The following is a 20,494-nucleotide window of genomic DNA, read 5'->3' as shown; positions in this document are numbered from 1 at the left end:
TTTTGCCCGTATGTGAACGGCATGTTAATCGGGGCGAGTGTGAGCAAGGTCACCCGTGGACGGATCGGTCATCAACGACGGCGGAATGAGGACGATGGCGGTGGTGCCGCCGTAGGCGGAGCGCTGCAGGGTGACCTTGATGCCATGACGTACGGCCAGCCGTCCGACGACGAACAGCCCGAGCCTGTCGCTGTCGGCCAGGTCGAACTCGGGCGGGTCGGCCAGGCGCCGGTTGAGCTCGTCGCGTTCGGCGTCGGGCATGCCGAGGCCGCGGTCCTCGATCTCGACGGCGAAGCCGCGGGCCACGAGCTCGCCCGTCACGTTGACCTGGGTGTTGGGCGGGGAGAAGACGGTCGCGTTCTCGACCAGCTCGGCCAGCAGGTGGATGACGTCGGCCGCGGCGCTGCCGGTGAGGGTGCCCTCGGAGATGGGGTGGATGGTGACGCGCAGGTAGTCCTCGACCTCGGCCACCGCACCGCGCACGACGTCGAGCATCTGGACGGGGCGGCGCCACTGGCGTCCCGCGGGCGCGCCGGACAGGATCACCAGACCCTCGGCCTGGCGGCGCATGCGGGTGGTGAGGTGGTCGAGCCGGAACAGGTCACTGAGCTGGTCGGGCTCGGCGGTCTTGCGCTGCATGGCGTCGAGCTGGCCGAGCTGGCGGTGGACGAGCGACTGGTTGCGCCTGGCCAGGTTGCGAAAGACGCGGTTGAGGCCCTGGCGCAGCTCGGCCTGCCCGACGGCGGCCCTGACGGCGGTGCGGCGGACGCTTTCGAAGGCGTTGGCCAGGTCGCGCACCTCCTGGGTGGGGGTCGAGACGGAGATGGGCGAGGAGGTGTCGGCCTCGGCGGTCTGCCCGCTGCGCAGCCGTTCGACGAGCTGCGGCAGCCGTACCTCGGCCACGTCGGTGGCGGCGCCGCGCAGGCCGTCGAGCTCCTCGACCAGGCCGCGGCCCAGCCGTACCGACCAGATGACGGCGACCAGGATGGCGGCGATGCCGAGCACGCCGACGATGCCGATCCTGAGGATGATGCCGCCCGCGGCGTCGTCGGACCTGTTGGTGAGCAGCAGGACGCGGGATTCGAGCAGCTGGTCGAGCCCCGGGCCGAGGCGGGTGACGGTCTGCTGCCACGCGGTCGTGTCGCGCGGCAGCCTGGCGTCCTCGACGATCTCGTGTTCGAGTACGGCCAGCCGCTTGCTGTCGGCGCCCTCGAGCAGCCGCTCGAAGGGGCCGCGCAGCTCGGTGTCGAGCATGGCCACGCCCTCGTTCATGAGCAGCTGCCGGTTCGGCGCGAAGACCTCCATGGCCTCGTACTCGTCGTGTTCGAGCGTGCCCGACATCACCGCGCCGGAGATCATCGCGTCCTCGCGCGACATCAGGTCGCGGGCGTGGGCGATGCGCTGCAGGCCGATCGCCTGCTGGTAGAGCTGCACCCGGGGCACGGTGATGAGCTGGTCGAAGAGGCGGAAGACGGTGTCGGTGATGGCGCCGTAGGCCTGGACGGTGTCGAGCCGGTCCGACTGCTTGCCGTCGACCTTCTCGCGGAGCCTGGCCAGGCCCTGGGTGCGCTCCACGACGGCGTCGATGGCGGCGCGCACCTCCGGCGTGGTCACGGTCGAGGCGCGCTCGCCGGTGGCCGTCCCCCGGAACTGCTCGACCGCCTGGTCGGTACGGCGCCGCGCGTCGGCGAGCCGGAGCGCGTCCGGCTGTCCCGCGCTCAGGTAGACGGCCGAATCCCTGCGTTCCTGCTGGAGCGAGGTGACGAGCGTGGCGGCGGGGTCGCCGATCTCCTCGAAGACGGCCGTCGCGGCCGACAGTTCGAAGAAGTCGCCGAGCACGTGCCCCGCCACGAAGGTCCACAGGCCGACGAGGGCCACGATCGGCACGCTGAGCAGCGAGTACAGCTTGAAACGCAGACTTTGGGAGGCCATGGGTCAGGTCATTCCGGTCAGGGGCGAGCCGCCTACCACGGTCGCGACGCAGCGGCCCGCGCCGTGCTCGGCGAGGGTCCGGTAGGGGTTCGCGGTCGAAGGGTCGAGGTCGAACACCGCGAAGTCGGCGCGGTGTCCCGGGGTGAGGCTGCCGATATCGTGCTCCAGGCCCATCGCGCGGGCGCCCCCGACGGTGGCCGCCTCGATCAGCCGCTGGTCGAGGTCGCCGTCGCGGTAGCCCTGCCGTACGGCGAGCTCGCGGAGGGCGGCGACGTCGGCGAGCAGGTCGAGCGAGGGCGAGGACGACAGCGAGTCGGTGCCGACGGCGATGGGGTTGCCTTCGCGCAGCAGCGCTGCCACGTCGGGGCCCGGCAGGCCGAGCACGTGGTTGGAGCGGGGGCAGAGCGCGACGGAGGTCTCGCGTTCGCGCAGCAGCGCGCGGTCCTCGGCGGTGAGGTCCACGCCGTGCGCGATGTGGCAGGTGGGGCCGAGCAGTCCGGTGGAGTCGACGTAGGCGACGGGCGCCAGCCCCGAGCCGCCCTCGCGCAGGAGGGCGAAGTCGAGTCCGAGCTTGGTGATGTACCGCTCGAGCGCGCCCGTGCCGTGGACGGTGAACTCGCGCTCGTGGGCGGACTCGGCCAGGTGGATGTGGATCCGCAGGTCCCGCTGCCACGCCAGCGCCGCCAGGTCGGCCAGCACGCCGGTGTCGAGGGAGTAGGGGGCGTGCGGCGAGACGGCGTCGGCCTTGGCGAGCAGGTCGAGGTAGCGCTCGCGGCCGCCGTCGCGCCAGGAGGTGTCGTTGTCGCCGAGCGCCTCCAGGTAGCGCAGGCCGCCGAGCGGGGTGTCGACGAGCGCCTCCTGGTCGGTGACGATGTCGGCGACGGCGGTGGTGCCGGTGCGCAGGCACTGCCAGGCCCCGTCGGTCGCCCCGGCCGCCCAGTCCCACACGCCGTGCCGGAGGGCGGGGTTCCAGCTGCCGTCCTCGCCGCCGAAGTAGACCCGGTCGAAGACCTCGGCCCACTCCTCGAAGGAGGCGTAGACGCGGCGGCCGACCTCGGCCATGCAGGTGTACTGCAGGTGGGTGTGCGCGTTGACCAGCCCGGCGACGATGATCCCCGGGTAGTGGACCGCGCCCCCGCCGGTGTCGATCGCCTCGATCCTGCCGTCGCGCACCGCGATCCTGCCGTCGCGCACCGGCGGGCCGTCCATGGGCAGCACGAGCGGGGCGCTGAACGTGGTCACGGCACCCATACGACGTCACTCCCGAAGATCTTGTAGCTGAGCAGCGCCACGGTGAGCGCGGCGAAGGAGCCCAGCACCAGGTAGTCGGTCCTGTCGAAGGCCAGCTCGCGCATCCAGGTGCGGTGCTTGGCGCCGAACCCGCGCAGGTCCATGGCGTTGGAGGTGTCCTCGGCGTCGATGAGCGCGTTGACGGTGAGCGGGATGACGATGGGTTTGAGGGACCGGAGGCGTTTGACGGGGTTGCTGGTGCGCGGATGGTCGTAGCCGCGCACGCGCTGGGCGTCGATGATCTCCTGCATGCCGGCCGCCGTGGACGGCAGGAAGCGGAAGGTGAGGTCGACGCCGAAGGCCAGCCGCTGCGACACCTTCAACCTGGCGAAGGTGACCCCGAGATCTCCGGGCGCGACGCAGAAGGCGACCGGAAAGCCCATCATCGCCAGCGACACGAAGCGCACCAGCAGCGTCGCCGAGTACGACAGCGTGGCGGCGGTGACCGCGTTGCCGGTGATCGGCATCGTGAACAGCGTCGGCGCCCCGGTCGTCGTCTCGATCTGCAGGGCGTCGGTGAACACGCTGTTGACCAGCACGGTGATCGTCATCAGCGTGAGGACGAACGCCCAGTTGGCCCTGACCGCCCGCCACGGGATGCCCGCGCTCAGGTAGTAGGCCAGGGCCACCAGGCCGCACAGCAGGATGACCCGCAGGTCGTCGAGGCGCGCCACTGCCACGAGGTAGAACACCGGGACCAGCAGGAGCACGCGCGGATCACGGCGTCCGAGGAAGGAGTCGCCTCCCAGGTAACGTGGCGTGACGTCCATCGGCTACCTGCCGATGCGCTTGGAGATCGGTTCCCAGACCGCGTCGAGCGCGGGTGTGAGAATCAGCGCGACCAGCGTGTTGCTCAGCAGCAGCGGGCCGAAGGCGACGCTCGCCCAGGTCGCGAAGTTCATGTCCTGCAGCCACATGTCGGTGAAGGTAGTGGCGAAGGCGATGAGCATGGCGATCCAGGTGACGACGCCGACGGCCACCAGGCGGACGGCCTCCTTGCGGAGCCGGGAGGCGACGAGGGCGAACAGCACGCCCGCCAGCAGACCGGTCAGGGCGTTGGCCAGGCTCCAGTTCCAGTAGGTGAACGCGCCGTAGCCCTTGATCTGGTCGATGACGATGTTGCCGACCAGGCCGACGAAGAAACCGGCGACCGGGCCGAACCGCATGCCGAAGAACGGGACGAGCGCGAAGGCGGGTCTGATGTCGACGTTCTGGGTGCCGGGGATGGTGAAGCTGATGAGGCCGAGCACCGCGTAGAGCGCTGCGCCGACGGCCGCGAACACCACGACCCTGGAGTTGATCTCCCACAGGGGTGGGCGTGGTGATACTGCCTCTGTACTCATGGGGGGTCGAGTCCTTCCTCACTGGGGGGTCAGGCGCGCTAATTGGAAGGGGTGCGGGATGGTTCCCGTTCCGGGGAGGCGGTCGCGGACGGCTCGGACCAGGCTGGTCGCGCGCAGGCCCGATTCGGCCCACAGCTCCTCGCGGTGGGCCAGCTCGGCGGGGGGCGCGTCCGCGACGATCCGCCCCCCGTCGACGATCACGATCCGGTCGGCCGAGGTGATCGCCAGATCGACGTCGTGGGTGATGAAGTAGACGCTGCGCATGCCGCCGAGCACGCGCTCCATGAACGTCGTGGTGGTGTGCAGGTCCTGCCCGGCGGTCGGCTCGTCGAGGATGAGCGTCTCGGGCCGCATGGCCAGGGCGAGGGCGACGGTGAGGCGGCGCTGCTGGCCGTAGGACAGGGTGTGCGGCGAGCGTCGCATGATGTCGGGCTCGTGGTGCAGCAGCATGGCGGTCAGCGCCGCCTCGGCGGTCTCGGCGATCTGGTCGGCGCTCCACCCCAGGTTGCGGGGGCCGAAGGCGAGCTCCTCGGCGACGGTGGCGGAGAACAGCGCCTGGCTGGGGTTCTGGAAGACGTAGCCGAAGGTGGTGGCCAGGCTCAGCGTCGAGCGCCGGTCGACCGGTTCGCCGTCGACCAGCACCCGGCCCGCGGAGGGCTCGATCAGCCGGACGGCGGCGCGCAGCAGCGTGGACTTGCCCGCGCCGTTGCGGCCCAGCACCGCGATCCGTTCGGCCGCCCCGAGCGCCAGGTCGACCTCGCGCAGGACGGGCCGCGGGCCGTACCCGAGGGTGACCCGCTGGTAGTGCAGCCTGGCCGGGCCGCCGGGGGGCGCGGCGCGTGGCAGGGCGGGCACCTCGGGCAGCTCGTCCGCCCTGGCGACCAGCGCCTCGAAGGGGAGCTTGACGTGCGCGACGGGGGCTTCGCGCAGGAAGCCGGTCACGTCGCCGGTGTAGCGGGGCCGACCGCCCTCCAGGTAGAGCACCTGGGTGGGGCCGAACTCCAGCAGTTCCTCGACCCGGTGCTCGACCACCACGGCCGCGCCGCCGTCGTCGACGAACCGGCGCAGCTCGGTCAGCAGGTGGCGGCTGGCGGCGGGGTCGAGGTTGGCCAGGGGCTCGTCGACCACGACCACCCGTGGCCGCATGACCAGCACGCCCGCGAAGGCCACCATCTGCAGCTCGCCGCCGCTCAGCTCGTGGGTGGCGCGGCCGAGCAGGTGGGTGATGCCGACCCTGGCGGTGACCTCCTCGATGCGGGCGCGGATCTCGGCTCGGGGCAGCCCGAGGTTCTCGGGGCCGAAGGCGAGCTCGGAGAAGACGGTCGCGCCGACGATCTGCTTGTGGGGGTCCTGCAGGAGCGTGCCGACGACGGTGGACAGCTGCCGGATCGTCTGGTCGGCGACGGGCGCGCCGCCGACGTTGACCTGCCCGGTCACCTCGGCCCGGTAGGAGTGCGGGACCAGGCCGTTGACCATGCGCAGCAGCGTGCTCTTGCCGCCTCCCGAGGGGCCGCTGACCAGGGCGAAGTCGCCCGCGGCCACCTGGAGCGAGACGTCGCTGAGCACCTGCAGGCCGGTCGCGCGGTAGCGGACGGCGGCGTCGCGGATGTCGATGATCACTGGTCGAGCTCCAGTCCGAGCGCGTCGAGCTTCAGCCTGGCCACCCGCTCGTCGAGCTCGTCGGGCAGCGGGTGCAGTCCGGGTGTCAGGTCGTGGGTGAGCAGGTGGCCGACGGCGAGGGCCTGCAGCGACAGGGACAGGTCCATGATCTCGATCGGGTTGCCCTCGGCGGCCGCGCAGTTGACGCACTCGCCGTCGGCCAGCAGCCGGTAGGCGCCCGCGACGCCGGGCTCGACCTCGTCGCGCACCCCGCCGGCGACCGCCACGACCGCGCCGGCCCTGAGCGCCTCCAGGTGCTGCCGCCTGATCGTGTACGGCTCGCCGGTCGCGGAGAACACCAGGTCGGCCTCGGCGCACGCGGCGAGGAGCCGGCGCACCTCGTAGCCGTCGTGGAAGGCGCGCAGCGCGGCGAGCGCGTCGACCTCGCTCACGATCACCCGGGCGCCGAGCGCGGCCGCGTAGCGGGCGACGCCCTGGCCGACGTGGCCGTAGCCGGCGACGGCGACGGTCGCTCCGTCGAGATCGAGGCCGGTCAGGTCGAGGGCGGCCATCACGCACGACTGTCCCGTGCCGTGGACGTTGTCGAACAGGTACTTGGAGCGGGCGTCGTTGACGGCGATGACCGGGATGCGCAAGGGGGTGCGCCGCAGGGCGCGCAGCCCGCTGGTGGTCTCCTCGGCCGCGCCCTTCAGCGTGGCGAGCCGGTTCTCGGCGTGGGCCAGCGTGATGACCCGGGCGCCGTCGTCCACCAGCACGTCGAGCCGCTGGTCGAGCATCCTCCTGGCCAGCTCGTCGTCCTCGGCGCGGCCGGCGTCGGAGCGGGCCAGCACGGCGACGCCCTCGTGGACGAGCGCGGCGGCCACGTCGTCCATGGTCTCCCTGCCGGGACAGGTGACGATGACGTCGGCCCCGGCGTCCCTCAGCGTCAGGGCCAGGTTGGCGGTCTTGGGCTCCAGGACCAGGACCAGGCCGATCCGAACGCCGTGGAGGGACAGCCCCGAGCGCAGCGCGGCCATGACCGGCATGAACCGGCGTGCCCACGCGATCTTCTCCAGCCCCTCGGACCACCGCTCGGGGTGCCTGATGTCGGTTAACACGTCAGGTCCACCACGAACAGGCGGCCCTGCGCCAGGACCCCGTCACGCATCCGCTCGCCGTCGCCCGGCCGGGTGGTCGCCAGGATCGCGCCGGGCCGCAGCGCGGCCCGGTCGACGTCGTCGCCGATCACGAGGTCGGCCTCGGCGAGCGCGGCGCCGGGGTGGGCGCCCATGGCGCGCAGGCGGGAGGCCAGTCCTGGCACGTCGCCCACGATCGATACGCGCTTGCCCGCCATGAGGAGGTTCGTGCGCCGCAGGATGGTCTGGATGACGACCTGGGCGGCAGGTAGCGGGGTCAATGGTCTCCGTCCGAAATCGCAGGTTCCGATTAAAGGGGAGATCAGGGGCTGACGGCAAGGAAGAGAAAGGCCCCGAAAAGCACCAGGTGGACGGTTCCCTGCATGAGTGTCGCTCTTCCCGGGGCGACGGTCAGAGTTGTTATCACCACCGTCAGTGCCAGCAGCACCATCTGGAGCGGTCCAAGGCCGAGGGCGAGACTGTCGCCGGTCAGCAGCGAGACGACCGCGATCGCCGGAATGGTCAGCCCGATGCTCGCCAGAGCGGAGCCGAGCGCGAGGTTGAAGCTGTTCTGCACCCTGTTGCGGGCCGCGGCGCGCACCGCCGCCACCGTCTCGGGCAGCAGGACCAGCAAGGCGATCGCCACGCCGACCGTGGTGCGCGGCGCGCCGATCGCCGCGATGCTCTCCTCGATGGCCGGAGAGACGGTCTTGGCCAGTCCCACGACGCTGACCAGGCAGATCAACATCAGGCCGAGGCTGATCAGGGCGGTGCGCCCGGTGGGCGGGTCGGCGTGCTCCTCGGACGGGCGCACCCCGCCGCCGGTCTGGACCGGCAGGAAGTAGTCGCGGTGGCGCACGGTCTGCATGAAGACGAACACGCCGTAGAGGACCAGCGAGGCGATGCCCGCGAAGGCCAGCTGCGCGGCCGAGTACGTCGGTCCCGGCGTGGCGAGCGTGAAGTTCGGCAGGACCAGCGCGAGCGTGGCCACGGCGCTCAGCGTCGCCAGCGCGGCGGTGACGCCGTCGACCCTGAACTCCAGCACGTGGTGCTTCAGCGCGCCCACCAGCAGGCACAGGCCCATCACGCCGTTGCAGACGATCATGAAGGCGGAGAACACGGTGTCGCGCGCCAGGGACTCCGCACCCGCGCCGCCCGCGCTCATCAGGATGACGATGAGCCCCACCTCGATGACGGTGACGGCGATGGCCAGGATCAGCGTGCCGAACGGCTCCCCCACCCGGTGGGCGACGATCTCCGCGTGGTGCACGGCGGCGATCACGGCGCCGACCAGGGCCAGCGCGACCAGCGCCATGAGCAGGCCGACGGCCGGGCGGCCCCAGGCGAAGGCAAGAACGAGGAAGGCGGCGACAGGCACGATCACGGTCCAACGCAACATCATGCCGATCACCCTATCGGCTCTCTTGACGGAGTGAGCGCTCACTCCGTACCGTGGGCGATATGACGACAGACACACCCCGGCGCCGCGCCCCCGGCATGACCCCCGAGCGCCGTCGCGCGATGATCGTCGCCGCCGCGCTCCCCCTCGTCGCCGAGCACGGCACCGCCGTGACGACCAGCCAGATAGCCCGGGCCGCCGGCATCGGCGAGGCGACGATCTTCCGCGTGTTCGCCGACAAGGAGGAGCTGCTCGACGCCTGCATGGCCGAGGCGCTCCGCCCCGACCACGCCGTCGAGCAGATCGCCTCGATCCCGATGGACCAGCCGCTCGCCGACCGCCTCACCGAGGCCGCTGACGCGCTCGGCGCCCACCTCGCCCGCATCGGCGCCGTCGCCGGGGCGCTGATGTCCTCGGGCCACCGTCGCGGCGACGCGACCGCCGGCCGGCCCGGCGACCGCGAGCGCTCCATGGACCTCGTCAGGGCAGCGATCGCCGAACTGTTCGAGCCGGAGGCGGGCGCCCTGCGGGCGAGCGCCGACCAGGTCGCCGCCGTCTTCCTCGGCCTGCTGTTCACCGGGGCGCGGACGGGCGACGGCCCCGCCACCGCCGATCTCGTCCAGATCTTCCTCTACGGCGCGCTGCGGGAGGAGCCCTCCTGACCGTCCCCGCCGCCGGCCAGGACGCGGCCAGGTGTCCTCGCCGGCGTCGTCGCCGCTCCCCCGCTCTCCGCCGGCGCGACCGGTGACCGCACCGAGGTCACGTCCCCTCGCTGACCGAGCCGGTGCCGGACACGGTGATCACGGCCTGCGGACCCGCCTCGCCGCAGTCAGGGCCGTTGGGGAAGACGGCCTTCGGCGTGAGGGTCAGGCGCCGCTCCACGACGGTCGCTCCGGCCCGCCCCTCCAGCCGTAGCACCGCGTCCACCCGCGCCTTCGGCAGCTCCGCCAGGTCGCCGAAACCCTGCTTGCCGCCCTTGGGCCCCAGCTCGGCCGTGCAGTCCGTGCCCTCGCAGCTCTGCCGCACGATGCCGCCGGCCGGGTGGAGCTCCACCCTCGTCCGGCGGCAGGAGCCGTTCCAGCATGCCGTCAGCTCGGCCGCCGACACCCGGCCGGCGAGCGGGGCGTCGACGCGTATCGAGATCCCGGCGGGTGCGCCGACCAGCGTGCACGCCCGCTCGGCGGCGCAACCCGGCAGCGCCGTCAGGATGCCCACGGCCGCGACAAGTCTCCTCATGCACCCACTCACGTGCGCCGCGGCCGTGTGGTTCACCCCGGCCTCGTGGCCCGAGCGGAACCCGATACGGTTCTGGGTCGTGATGTCAGCGACGATCCTGGCCAACGGGCCGCGGCGGGGGCGATGAGGAGGTCGACCGCGCTCGAACGGTTCCAGCGCCCCACCCAGGTGATCGCCACCGCGTTCGGGCTCGCCGTCCTGGCGGGCACGCTGTTACTGATGCTGCCCGCGGCCACGACCACGGGCGAGCCGGCCGGCTGGGTCATCGCGGTGTTCACGGCCGCCTCGGCGGTGACCGTGACCGGCATGGCGACCGTCGACACCGAGGGGCACTGGTCGGTGTTCGGCGAGGTGGTGATCGCCGGTCTGATCCAGGTCGGCGGCCTGGGCATCATGACGCTCGCCACCATGTTCACCGTCCTGGTCTCGGGACGCCTCGGCCTGCGCGCCCGCATGCTGGCCCAGGCCGAGTCCAAGGCGCTCGGCACCGCCGACATGCGCAGAGTCGCCCGCAAGGTGCTCTTCTTCAGCCTCGGCTGTGAGGCGGTCATCGCCGTCATCCTCACCCTGCGCTTCCTCCTCGGGTACGGCGAGCCGCTGGGCAGGGCCGTCTACCTGGGTGTCTTCCACGCGATCTCCTCCTTCAACGACGCCGGGTTCGCCCTGTGGAGCGACGGCCTGACGCGCTTCGTCGGTGACCCGTGGATCTGCCTGACGATCGCCGCCGCGGTGATCGTCGGCGGGCTCGGCTACCCGGTCGTCTTCGAGCTGTTCCGCGCGTGGCGGCACCCGGGCCGGTGGACCGTGCTCACCAGGATCACCGTCTGGATGACGGTCGTCCTGCTGGCCGCCGGCACGCTGGCCTTCCTGCTGACCGAGTGGACCAACCCGCGCACGCTCGGCCCGCTCGACGAGCCGGGCAAGCTGCTGGCCGCCTTCTTCGCCGGCGTCATGCCGCGCTCGGCGGGGTTCAACACGCTCGACATCTCCCAGATGCACCCGTCGAGCTGGCTGGTGACCGAAGTCCTGATGTTCATCGGCGGCGGCAGCGCGGGCACGGCGGGCGGCATCAAGGTGACCACCTTCGGCCTGCTGGCCTTCGTCATCTGGGCCGAGTTGCGAGGGGAGTCGAGGGTGAACATCGGGCACCGCCGGCTGCCGGAGTCCGCGCAACGGCAGGCCGTGGCGATCAGCCTGATGGCGGTGGCGTTCGTGACCGTCTCCACCTACATCCTGCTGGTGATCACCCCGCACAGCCTGGACAGGGTGCTGTTCGAGGTGATCGCCGCCTTCGGCACGGCGGGCCTGTCCACCGGCATCACCGCCGACCTGCCGCCCGCGGCGCACCTGCTGCTCGTGCTGCTGATGTTCGTGGGCCGGATCGGGCCGCTCACGCTCGGCTCGGCGCTGGCCCTGAAGGAACGCTCGAGCCGGTACGAACTACCTGAGGAACGGGTCATAGTTGGTTGACATGAGAAACGACCCCGTGGTCGTCATCGGTCTCGGCAGGTTCGGGACCGCGCTCGCGCTCGAGCTCACCAGACGAGGCACCGAGGTGCTGGCCATCGACAGCCGCCCCAAGGTGGTGCAGGCCCTGGCGGGCCAGATCACCCAGATCGCCGCCGCCGACGCCACCGACCCGGAGGCGCTCACCCAGCTCGGCGTGCCCGACTTCTACCGCGCGGTGGTGGCCATCGGCGGCGACCTGGAGGCCAGCATCCTGACCACCTCGGTGCTGGTCGACATGGAGATCGAGGACATCTGGGCCAAGGCGGTGAGCAGGCAGCACGGCCAGATCCTCAGCCGGATCGGCGCCCACCGCGTGGTGCTGCCCGAACACGACATGGGCGAGCGGGTGGCGCACCTGGTCAGCGGGCGGATGCTCGACTACATGCAGGTGGACGCGGGCTTCGCGCTGGCCAAGACGCGGCCGCCGAAGGAGTACGTCGGGATACGGCTCGGCTCGTCGGGGCTGCGCAAGAAGTTCGGGGTGACCGTGGTGGCGGTCAAGAGCCCCGGCGAGGAGTTCACCTACGCCACGGCGGAGACCGAGCTCGCCTACGGGGACGTCATCCTCGTCTCGGGCAGGACCGAGAACGTGGAGCGCTTCGCCGAACTCCCCTGAAACCGCAGATGTCGGAAATATCATGATCAATTGGATCATGATCTGCTAGCTTGCTCGCATGCGGGGCGGCTTGACACAACGGGGTAAAGCGTGGCGGCTGTTCGCGGCGGGGGCCGTGATCGCCGCGCTGGGATACGGCACGGTGCTGGGGGACGACGACCTGTTCCCCTTCGGGCCCATGGTGCAGTTCGCGTTCAGCATCCCGCCGGACGGCGAGATCAAGTCGCTGCACCTGCAGGCCGAGACCGTCACCGGCGCGCGGGTCGAGATCCCCATCGAGCCCTACTACGTCGGCATCCGCCGGGCCGAGCTCGAAGGCCAGCTCAGCCTCTACCTCGCCCAGCCCTCGCTGTTACAGAGCCTGGCGGACGCCCACGAGCGCATCCGCCCCAACGATCCCCGGCTCACCCGGCTCATCGTGATCACCAGGGTCGTCACGCTCGAAGACCGCCGTCCCGCGGGGACCAAGGACGTGGAGAGGGTGTCATGGGTGGTGCGCTAGAGCGGTGGTGGTTCGCTCCCGTCCCGGCGCGGCGGGTGCGGATCATGTCGCTGATCGTCTACCTGTTCCTCCCGCTGGACATGATGCTGTTCACCGGCAGCGTCTGGGGCCACGCCGAGAACCCCGCCGGGTACCGGCCCGTGCTGGTGGCCCGTCTGCTGCACCTGCCGGGCGCCTCCCCCGTGCTGGTCTACACGCTGTTCGCCGTCGTGCTGGTGGCGGCGCTGGTGGCGGCGTGGGGAAGGCTGCCGCGCGCGGCCGGATACGTCGTGGCGGCCGGCTACCTGTACTGGGCGCTGCTGGCCATGTCGTACGGCAAGGTCGACCACGACCACCTCGCGCTGGTCGTGGCCCTGTTCGTGCTGCCGACGGCCGCGCGGGCGGGTGAGGAGGCGGCCGGGTGGGCGATGCGGTGCGTCCAGATCGCGGTCGCGGCCACCTACTTCCTGTCCGCCTACGCCAAGATCAGGCACGGCGGCTGGGAGTGGCCGAACGGCGCCACCTTCCAGTGGGCGATCTCCAGGCGCGGCACGTTCTTCGGCGAGTTCGCCGCGGCCCTGCCAGGCGCGCTGCTGATCGGGCAGTGGATCGTGCTGCTGGCCGAGACGGCGTCGCCGGTCATGCTGGCGCTGCGCGGCAGGGCGCTCCACGCGGCTGTCGCCTTCTGGGGGCTGTTCCACCTGCTCACCTGGGCGGCGATCACGATCCACTTCCTGCCGCACGTCATCTGCCTGGCGGCCTTCCTACCGCTGGAGCGGGCGACGATCGGCCGGAAGCGCGCACGCGGGGCTGCCACCAGGAAGCCGGTGCCGGTTGTTGGCGACGGCACGGTAGAGCCCGTGGGCTAGCCAGCGCACCGGCGGCACCCGCAGCAGCAGGCCGAGCGGGCTCCACGGCAGTCCCGCGTCGATGAGCAGCTTGGCCACGGCCTGGGCGCCGCCGAAGACGGCGCCCCGCTCGTCCACCCACAGCAGCTCGTACTCGGCCCGCGCCTGGCTCACACCCAGCGCCCGCAGGTCCGCGAACTGCCACGGGATGATCTCCGCCTTCGTCGGCAGCAGCCGTTCGACGAACCTCACGCAGGTGGTGCAGAAGGCGCAGTCGCCGTCGAAGACGAGCAGGGATCTCATGATCCAGACTCTACGCTCCCAGCAGCTTGCGAACCCGGTCGGCCCCCACGGCCAGCAGCAGCGTCGGCAGGCGCGGCCCGGTGTCGCGGCCGACGAGCAGGGTGTAGACCAGGACGAAGAACTCCCGCTGCGCGGCCTTCAGCTCGGGGGTGGCCTTCGCGTCGGCGGGCAGCCCCGCCTGCCGCTTGGGCACGCCGTAGACCAGGTCGGTCAGCCCGTCGAGCGACCAGTGCGCGTCGAGCCCGTCGAGCAGCAGCCGCAGCGACTCGCGCTGTTCCGCACCCAGCGAGGACAGCAGCTCCTCGTCGGGCTCCGGCCTGACGGTGGTGCGCTGCTCGGCGGGCACCTGGGTGGTGACCCAGCGCTGGGCCTTGTCCAGGCGCGGCCGCACCTGGGCGAGGTCGGTGATCGGCGCGGCCGGGTCGAGCTCGCGCAGGATGCGCAGCGTCTGCTCCTCGTCGCCGGTGGTCACGTCGACGATGGAGGCCAGCATCCGGTACGGCACGCGCCGCTCGGTGGCGGCCAGCGGCTGCTCGGCCGTCCGCACCGCCCTGGCGTGGGCGAGCTGGTCGGCGGGCAGCGCCTGCCCCTCGCTCACCTTGCGCTCCAGGGCGTCCCACTCGTCGTAGAGGCGCTGGATCTCCTGGTCGAAGGCGACCTTGAAGGACTGGGCGGGCTTGCGGCGGGCGTACATCCAGCGCAGCAGCGGCGCCTCCATGATCTCCAGCGCGTCGGCCGCGGTCGGCACGCCGCCCTTGGAGCTGCTCATCTTCGCCATGCCGCTGATGCCGACGAAGGCGTAGCGCGGGCCGATGGGCTGCACGCCGTCGAAGATCTCGCCGACCAGGTGGCCGCCGACCTCGAAGGACGAGCCGGGCGAGGTGTGGTCGACGCCCGAGGGCTCGAAGACGACGCCCTCGTAGGCCCAGCGCATCGGCCAGTCGACCTTCCACACCAGCTTGCCGCGGTCGTGGGTGGCCAGCCGTACGGTCTCGCCGAAGCCGCACTCGCAGGTGTAGGCCAGCTCGGTCGTCTCGTCGTCGTAGCCGGTGACGGTGGTCAGGTCGCGCCCGCACAGCGTGCAGTAGGGCTTGTACGGGTAGTAGCCCGCCTCCTCCTCGGCCGCGCCGGAGCCTTCGAGCGCGGCGGCCTCGTCGGCGTCCTTGGCCTTCGGCTTGGCCTTGGTGCGGTAGCGGGCCAGGACGGCGTCGATGCGGTCACGCTCGCGCATCGCGTGGAGGATCTGCTCGCGGTAGGCGCCCGAGGTGTACTGCTTGGTCTGGCTGATGCCGCGGTAGGTGACGCCCAGCCTGGCCAACGCGGAGATCATCGGGGTCTTGAAGTGCTCGGCCCAGTTGGGGTAGGCGCTGCCGGGCGGGGCGGGCACCGAGGTGAGCGGCTTGCCGATGTGCTCGGCCCACGACGGGTCGATGCCCGCGGGCACCTTCCTGAAGCGGTCGTAGTCGTCCCAGGACAGCAGGTGGACGCAGTCGAGGCCGCGCCGCCTGATCTCGTCGGCCACCAGGTGCGGGGTCATGACCTCGCGCAGGTTGCCCAGGTGGATCGGTCCGGACGGGCTGAGCCCCGAGGCGCAGACGATCGTTTTGCCGGGCGCGCGCCGCTCCGACTCGGCGATGACGTCGTCCGCGAGTTGGGAGACCCAGTCGGTCATGGAACAGCCCTTCCATCGAAGTGTGACGCCCCATTCTGACGGAAGAATCGGCGGGTATGGACGCGACCGCGCCAGGCCGCCGGTTCCGTCCGGCCCGGCCGGCCCGCCGCGGGCCGTTCGGAGGCCGTTCGGAGACCGTTCGGAGGCCGTCGCCCTGCGGTTCGGCGCCGGGCGGCGGAGCGCACCCTCGGCGGCGGCCGCCTCGCCGGGCCCGGGTAGAAAGGTGTCCATGACCCACCTCGCGAGCTGGATGGACGCCTACATCCGGGCCTGGCACACCAACGACCCCGACGACATCGGCGCGCTGTTCGCCGACGACGCCGTCTACTTCACCGAGCCCTACGCCGAGCCGTGGCGCGGCAAGGACGCGATCGTCACGCGATGGCTCGAGCGCAAGGACACCGACGGCCCCGCGGCCTTCGAGTACGAGCCCGTCGCCGTCACCGAGGAGGTGGCCGTGGTCAAAGGCGTCACCACCTATCCCGACACCGCCTTCAGCAACCTGTGGCTGGTCAGGCTGGACGCCGGGGGCCGGTGCACGGAGTTCGTCGAGTACTGGATGGAGCAGCCCGCATGAGCCGGCCTGTCGTCTTCGACCTGGACGGCGTGCTCGTCGACTCCGAGCCGGTGTGGGAGGAGGTCCGCAGGTCCTACGTCGCCGCGCACGGCGGCACGTGGCTGCCCGAGACCCAGTCGAGGCTCATGGGCATGAGCACCGGCGAATGGGCCGCCTACCTGGCCGAGCTCGGCGTGCGGCGGTCGCCGGACGAGATCGCGGCGGGCGTGGTCGGGCTGATGGCCGAGCGGTACCGCCACGGCGTCCCCCTCATGCCCGGCGCGAAGGAGGCGGTCGCCCGCCTGGCCGAGCACCGGCCGCTGGGCCTGGCCAGCTCGTCGCCCCGCTCGCTCATCGACGTCGTCCTGGACGCCACGGGGCTCGGCGCGTTCTTCTCCGCGACCGTCTCCACCGAGGAGGTCGCGTACGGCAAGCCCGCGCCCGACGGCTACCTGGAGGCGGCGCGGCGGCTGGGCGCCGACCCGCGCGGCTGCGTGGCTGTCGAGGACTCCAGCAACGGGCTGCGCTCGGCGGCCGCGGCCGGGATGCGGGTGATCGCCGTCCCCCATCCGAGATACCCGCCCGCGCCCGACGCCCTCGAACTGGCCGCCGCGGTCGTGCCCGCTCTCGGCGATCTCACCCCCGGCCTGGTCGACCGGCTCGGCTGAGCACCCACCGGCGCGGTGGGTGCTCAGGGGCGTTCGTCGGGCCCGCGGCGGCCGTCGTAGCCGAGCAGGCGCATCGCCGTCTCCGGGTCCATGGCCGCGGCCAGCAGCTGGGCGCGGGCGTTGGCCCTGTCACGTTCCTGCTCGGCCCGCTTCTGTCCCGCGCGCACCGCCTTCAGCGCGATGAGCGCCACCCCGATGCCGACGACCACCGCCACCACGACGACGAACAGCACGAGCAGCAGGCCGGGGGACATCGCGCCGACCGCGCTGCCGGTGGCGCCGGTCGCCGCCAGCGCGCCGAACAGCGCGAGGCCGGCGAGCGTGAACAGGCTGCCCACGACCACCCACGCGGTCGCGCCCGAGCGGCGCGCGGGCGGCGGCTCGGCCGTACCGGACGAAGCGGCCAGGAAGGGAGCGGGCATCTGCGGGGCGGTCCCGAACGGCGCCGCCTGGTGACCCGGTGTGGCGGGCGCGCCGGGTTGCGGGGGCTCCCACGGGACGAACTGGGGCCGCCGGTCGTCCGGCACCAGCGCGTTGCCGGGCGAGGGGGCGGCGGCGTCGGCCGGGTCGAGCACCTGCACGTCGTAGGACGGCTCGGCGATCCCGGCCGTGACCTCCACGGCGCCGGGCAGGTCGCGCTCGACGCCGCTGTGCTCGCGGTGCGCCCTGGCCGCGTCGCGGTGGTACTCCTCGATCTCCTCGATGAGCGTCTCCGACCGGTAGACGCCGCCGTCCACCAGCGGGCCCTGCCGCCCTTCGAGCACCGCGACGACGTCCTCGCCGTTGAGCGTCTTGTGCGTCTCCAGCGCGTGGGCCAGGCACAGCACCTCGCGCCGGTGCTCGCGCAGCAGTTCCTCGGTCTTCTCCAGCAACCTGACCAGGTTGAACTCGACGCGCTCGCTGAGATGCTCGGGGACGACGCCCTCGCGCGGCGCGGGACTCTGCTCCTGCGCCCCGGGCTGGCCGCGCAGGGCCTTGCCGGCGTGGATGCCGAGCTCCTGCAGCGCGGGCAGGGAGGCGATGCCGGTGCCCATGCCCCAGTGCGACTCCATGAGCCCGACGAGATAGGTCGCCGACATGAGGTCGCCGGAGACGCCGGAGGAGTTGTCGTCGCCGAAGAACATCCGCTCGCCGGCCAGCGAGGCGAGCGAGACCATGATGTCGGCCTCGTGCTCGGACTTCCACCGGGTGAACTGGTCCTCGGGCTTGATCGAGGCGACCATGCCCAGGTAGTCGGCGCCCTTCTCGATGGTGGCGATGTCGATCTCGAGGTGGTAGCGGGTGCGGTAGGCGATCACCGCGTGGCAGGCCTCGTGGACGGCGACCGCGTGCCGTTCCCGCTCGATGTACTCGACGTCCTCGGGCGGGCCGAGCTGCTTGAGCCGCTTGGCGCGCAGCACGTCCGACCAGGTGATGGTCTCGCGGCCGTCGCGGATGGTGGTGATGAGCGCCTCGTTGACCAGGTCCTTGATCGTGGCGCCGGTGGCGTAGGGGGTGATCGTGGCCAGCTTGTCGATCTGCTCGTCGGTCAGCTCGTGCTGGACCTTGGCGAAGTAGCCCTGGTAGGTGCGGACCCTGCCCGCCTTGGACGGGTAGCCGACCTTGTAGATGCGGTCGATACGGCCCGGCCGCAGCAGCGCGTCGTCGAGGGCGTCCGGCATGTTGGTCGCCATCATGACCAGGATGCGGTACTTCGGCGGCGGCTTGGGGCGCATGCCGAGGGCGCGCCGTACGAGCCGGTTGAACAGGCCGCGCGGCTTCTTCAGGCCGGACAGCTCGGTGAGCAGCGCCTGCAGCGTGCCCATGTCGCCGCCGCCGTTCATGCCGCCGCCCATGAAGAACCTGCTGTTCTCGGTGTCCGGCGGCGTGACCCTGGTGGACAGGATGGATCTGGACGACTCCGACAGGTAGCCGAATCCGTGGCAGCCGTCGGCGCTGAAGCCCTGCCCGGGCGGGGCCTGCCCGGCCAGGCGGCCGCGGCGGCCGAGGGAGTCGGCCTCGTCGAAGAAGACGATGACGCCGCCGTAGCGCAGGGCGAGCTTGCGCAGCTTCCTGAACAGCGACTTGACCTTCAGCACGCCGATGCCCATGAACATGTTGATGAACGCGCCCGGGTCGACGAAGACGTACGGCTTGCCCGTCTCGCCGGCCACGGCCTCGGCCATCAGCGTCTTGCCGGTTCCGGGCGGCCCCCACAGCAACAGACCGCTGGGCACGTAGCCGCCGCGCGCCTCGATGGCGTCCGGCTGCTCCAGGAAGACGATGTTCTCCTTGACGCGCTCGACCACGTGGTCCTGGCCCCACACGTCCCTGAACCTGGTCTTGATGTCGTCGGGGTAGTAGGTCTCGACGCCGCCGCGCGACAGGAACCAGAACAGTCCGACGAACTGGAAGATGACGAAGAAGAACGCGAAGGCCAGCTGGGCGACGTACGGCAGCGCCTGGAAGGCCAGCGCCGGAGCCTGGAACAGGGCCAGGAAGGGGCTGCGGTCGAGCACCGCGCCCAGGACCAGAGCCAGCACGGTGACCCAGAACAGGATCTTGATGATCCTGGCGAGCCTGAACCTCGTCCAGTCGCTGAACCGGCGGTGCGTCCACCGTTCGAAGCCGCCGAAGACGCCCTTGCTCCAGAAGCGGTGGTAGCCGGGGGAGCGCTCGCTGACGAAGAAGTGCACCTGCCGGACGAGTTCGGCGGCCAGCAGGTAGAAGATCCACGGATGGTTGTCCCCGATACGCTGTAATGCGTCGGTGAAGGGCATGATGCCCTCGTAGTCGGCCATCTCCTTCCAGGCGAGCACGAGGAAGGCCAGGCCCAGGCCGAGCATGAACTTGCTGCGATCCCAGAAGGCCATCCGCTTGCGGGTCACGGAGTCGGGATCGTTGGGGCCGCTGCCGGGAGCGCGCAGTCCCTCAGGGTGGGTCGTGGTCACGGTCGCTCCCTCATCCTGGCATCTTGAGCAGCTTGAAGGACTCGGCGATGTTGTCGAACTCGGCGACCCTCTTGCTGAAGCACGCGGCCGTGCAGCGGATCAGCAGCACCGAGACGGTCCCGCCCGTCCGGTCGAGGTAGGCGGTCTGGTCGAAGGTCTGGACGGTGTCGCCGATCAGGTAGTTGAACCGCACGCGCACGCCTCTCGCGCCGTCGCTGAGCACGATCGGCTGGTCGGTGAGCAGCTCGAACCGCGCGAGGGTGGGCTGCTGGCCCGTCTCCATGAGGCGCTGGGTGTAGGCCTGCCGCATCTCCTCCGTCACGGGAAGGATGAAGTCGCGCATCGTGTTGAGCGAGACCACGTTCCGCTGCGGTTCGGTCAGCCGGTGGACGGTGGAGTAGACGAACGGGTCCTGGGAACCCAGCAGGTGGTCCACGGCCGGTTCGGGGGCCTGGTCGAAGGCGGTCGACCAGACCAGCTGCTTGCGCAGTTTCGCCGTCTCGGACTCGGGATGGTCGCCGCTGAGCAGGAGATCGATCTTCGTGGAGTCGATCTTCGAGAACGAGGAGGGCACCTTGAAGTAGGTGGTGCCTTCCCTGTCGCGCACGTAGGTGTACTCCGCCTGACCGCAGGCGGCGACTCCGGCCGTCAGCACGGCCGTGACCGTGGCCGTGCTGACGGCCGCTTTCATCCAAGCCCGTGTCTTTTTCACCAGGGCTTACCTCCGCGTTACCCGCCAACGCCTTGGTTGTGCCCGTTTTTGGCGGCTAATCTCCTCTTCCGGCCCCAGAAGTCTTGACCAAAGCGCAGCCGACTATTGGCTGTGTTTGTTATAGATCGCTGAGACGCGCGGAGAAAGTCCGGATCAAGACCTACTCGCCCATCTCTACCCTGCTGCAACGTTTGCGCAACCAGGGAACGGCCAAGATGTCTTGCCGAAGGGCCTATCTCTTCGCGCCGGACTGGCGAAGGATAA

20 protein-coding genes are annotated in these 20,494 nt (G+C 71.2%); 7 read left to right on the top strand and 13 right to left on the bottom strand.

Annotated elements, in window-relative coordinates:
- Positions 1-24: 24 nt before the first annotated feature.
- The 8 genes from ACWDLG_RS31975 to ACWDLG_RS31940 are packed head-to-tail and all read right to left on the bottom strand — an operon-like array spanning position 25 to position 8,702.
- Complete coding sequence (locus tag ACWDLG_RS31975; RefSeq protein ID WP_449927176.1) at positions 25-1,932, bottom strand: sensor histidine kinase; 1,908 nt, start codon at positions 1,930-1,932, stop codon at positions 25-27.
- Positions 1,933-1,935: 3 nt separating this feature from the next.
- Positions 1,936-3,174, bottom strand: a complete 1,239-nt coding sequence (locus tag ACWDLG_RS31970) for an amidohydrolase family protein (RefSeq protein ID WP_449927173.1) — start codon at positions 3,172-3,174, stop codon at positions 1,936-1,938.
- A complete protein-coding gene (locus ACWDLG_RS31965) occupies positions 3,171-3,992 on the bottom strand; it encodes an energy-coupling factor transporter transmembrane component T family protein (protein ID WP_449927170.1) in 822 nt (273 codons plus the stop codon). The genes ACWDLG_RS31970 and ACWDLG_RS31965 overlap by 4 nt, the downstream gene beginning before the upstream one ends.
- Positions 3,993-3,995: 3 nt before the next feature.
- Positions 3,996-4,565 carry an ECF transporter S component gene (locus tag ACWDLG_RS31960; RefSeq protein WP_449927167.1) on the bottom strand — a complete coding sequence of 190 codons (570 nt, stop codon included), beginning with the start codon at positions 4,563-4,565 and terminating at the stop codon, positions 3,996-3,998.
- An 18-nt stretch (positions 4,566-4,583) separates the two neighbouring features.
- Entirely contained in the window at positions 4,584-6,185 is a 1,602-nt protein-coding gene (locus ACWDLG_RS31955; protein ID WP_449927164.1) for an ABC transporter ATP-binding protein, read from the bottom strand.
- A complete protein-coding gene (locus tag ACWDLG_RS31950; protein ID WP_449927161.1) occupies positions 6,182-7,282 on the bottom strand; it encodes an adenosylhomocysteinase in 1,101 nt (366 codons plus the stop codon). The genes ACWDLG_RS31955 and ACWDLG_RS31950 overlap by 4 nt, the downstream gene beginning before the upstream one ends.
- The gene (locus tag ACWDLG_RS31945; protein WP_449927158.1) at positions 7,276-7,581 is read right to left on the bottom strand and encodes a hypothetical protein; all 306 of its coding nucleotides are present in this window, start codon (positions 7,579-7,581) and stop codon (positions 7,276-7,278) included. Before ACWDLG_RS31945 ends, ACWDLG_RS31950 begins: the two co-directional genes overlap by 7 nt.
- A 41-nt stretch (positions 7,582-7,622) precedes the next feature.
- Positions 7,623-8,702: a calcium:proton antiporter gene (locus tag ACWDLG_RS31940; RefSeq protein WP_449927154.1), complete on the bottom strand. Its 1,080-nt coding sequence runs from the start codon at positions 8,700-8,702 to the stop codon at positions 7,623-7,625.
- 59 nt (positions 8,703-8,761) lie between these two features.
- Between ACWDLG_RS31940 and ACWDLG_RS31935 the strand changes: the two genes are divergently transcribed.
- The gene (locus ACWDLG_RS31935; RefSeq protein WP_449927152.1) at positions 8,762-9,361 is read left to right on the top strand and encodes a TetR/AcrR family transcriptional regulator; all 600 of its coding nucleotides are present in this window, start codon (positions 8,762-8,764) and stop codon (positions 9,359-9,361) included.
- A 97-nt stretch (positions 9,362-9,458) separates the two neighbouring features.
- On the opposite strand, the gene ACWDLG_RS31930 is transcribed toward ACWDLG_RS31935, so the two are convergent.
- The gene (locus ACWDLG_RS31930; RefSeq protein ID WP_449927149.1) at positions 9,459-9,935 is read right to left on the bottom strand and encodes a hypothetical protein; all 477 of its coding nucleotides are present in this window, start codon (positions 9,933-9,935) and stop codon (positions 9,459-9,461) included.
- Positions 9,936-10,058: 123 nt separating this feature from the next.
- Between ACWDLG_RS31930 and ACWDLG_RS31925 the strand changes: the two genes are divergently transcribed.
- From ACWDLG_RS31925 to ACWDLG_RS31910, 4 genes are read left to right on the top strand one after another with little or no spacing between them, the layout of a single operon-like run.
- Positions 10,059-11,405, top strand: a complete 1,347-nt coding sequence (locus ACWDLG_RS31925) for a TrkH family potassium uptake protein (RefSeq protein WP_354907417.1) — start codon at positions 10,059-10,061, stop codon at positions 11,403-11,405.
- Position 11,406: 1 nt separating this feature from the next.
- Positions 11,407-12,060 (top strand): potassium channel family protein, encoded by a 654-nt coding sequence (locus ACWDLG_RS31920; protein WP_354907418.1) that lies wholly within the window; start codon positions 11,407-11,409, stop codon positions 12,058-12,060.
- Between the two features lie 58 nt (positions 12,061-12,118).
- A complete protein-coding gene (locus ACWDLG_RS31915) occupies positions 12,119-12,562 on the top strand; it encodes a hypothetical protein (protein ID WP_449927146.1) in 444 nt (147 codons plus the stop codon).
- Entirely contained in the window at positions 12,547-13,410 is an 864-nt protein-coding gene (locus tag ACWDLG_RS31910; RefSeq protein WP_449927143.1) for a hypothetical protein, read from the top strand. Before ACWDLG_RS31915 ends, ACWDLG_RS31910 begins: the two co-directional genes overlap by 16 nt.
- Here ACWDLG_RS31910 and ACWDLG_RS31905 read toward each other — a convergent pair.
- Together ACWDLG_RS31905 and lysS are read right to left on the bottom strand one after the other, a co-directional pair.
- The gene (locus ACWDLG_RS31905; protein WP_354907421.1) at positions 13,306-13,692 is read right to left on the bottom strand and encodes a thiol-disulfide oxidoreductase DCC family protein; all 387 of its coding nucleotides are present in this window, start codon (positions 13,690-13,692) and stop codon (positions 13,306-13,308) included. The two genes, ACWDLG_RS31910 and ACWDLG_RS31905, sit on opposite strands and share 105 nt — an antisense overlap.
- 10 nt (positions 13,693-13,702) lie before the next feature.
- Positions 13,703-15,364, bottom strand: coding sequence for a lysine--tRNA ligase (gene lysS / locus ACWDLG_RS31900; protein ID WP_449927140.1), 1,662 nt, complete (start codon positions 15,362-15,364; stop codon positions 13,703-13,705).
- A 229-nt stretch (positions 15,365-15,593) separates the two neighbouring features.
- Between lysS and ACWDLG_RS31895 the strand changes: the two genes are divergently transcribed.
- On the top strand, positions 15,594-15,941 hold the full coding sequence (locus ACWDLG_RS31895; RefSeq protein WP_354907423.1) for a YybH family protein: 348 nt from the start codon (positions 15,594-15,596) through the stop codon (positions 15,939-15,941).
- Positions 15,938-16,588, top strand: a complete 651-nt coding sequence (locus ACWDLG_RS31890) for an HAD family hydrolase (protein ID WP_449927136.1) — start codon at positions 15,938-15,940, stop codon at positions 16,586-16,588. The genes ACWDLG_RS31895 and ACWDLG_RS31890 overlap by 4 nt, the downstream gene beginning before the upstream one ends.
- 23 nt (positions 16,589-16,611) lie before the next feature.
- Here the strand turns inward: ACWDLG_RS31890 and ACWDLG_RS31885 are convergent, their stop codons facing one another.
- Together ACWDLG_RS31885 and ACWDLG_RS31880 are read right to left on the bottom strand one after the other, a co-directional pair.
- On the bottom strand, positions 16,612-19,518 hold the full coding sequence (locus ACWDLG_RS31885; RefSeq protein ID WP_449927134.1) for an AAA family ATPase: 2,907 nt from the start codon (positions 19,516-19,518) through the stop codon (positions 16,612-16,614).
- Between the two features lie 10 nt (positions 19,519-19,528).
- A complete protein-coding gene (locus ACWDLG_RS31880) occupies positions 19,529-20,209 on the bottom strand; it encodes a hypothetical protein (protein WP_449927131.1) in 681 nt (226 codons plus the stop codon).
- Positions 20,210-20,494 lie beyond the last annotated feature (285 nt).

This window comes from Nonomuraea sp. NPDC003727 (genome assembly GCF_053586935.1).
Note: the sequence above shows the minus strand (reverse complement) of the source record. Positions and strands in the feature narration are given on the sequence as shown.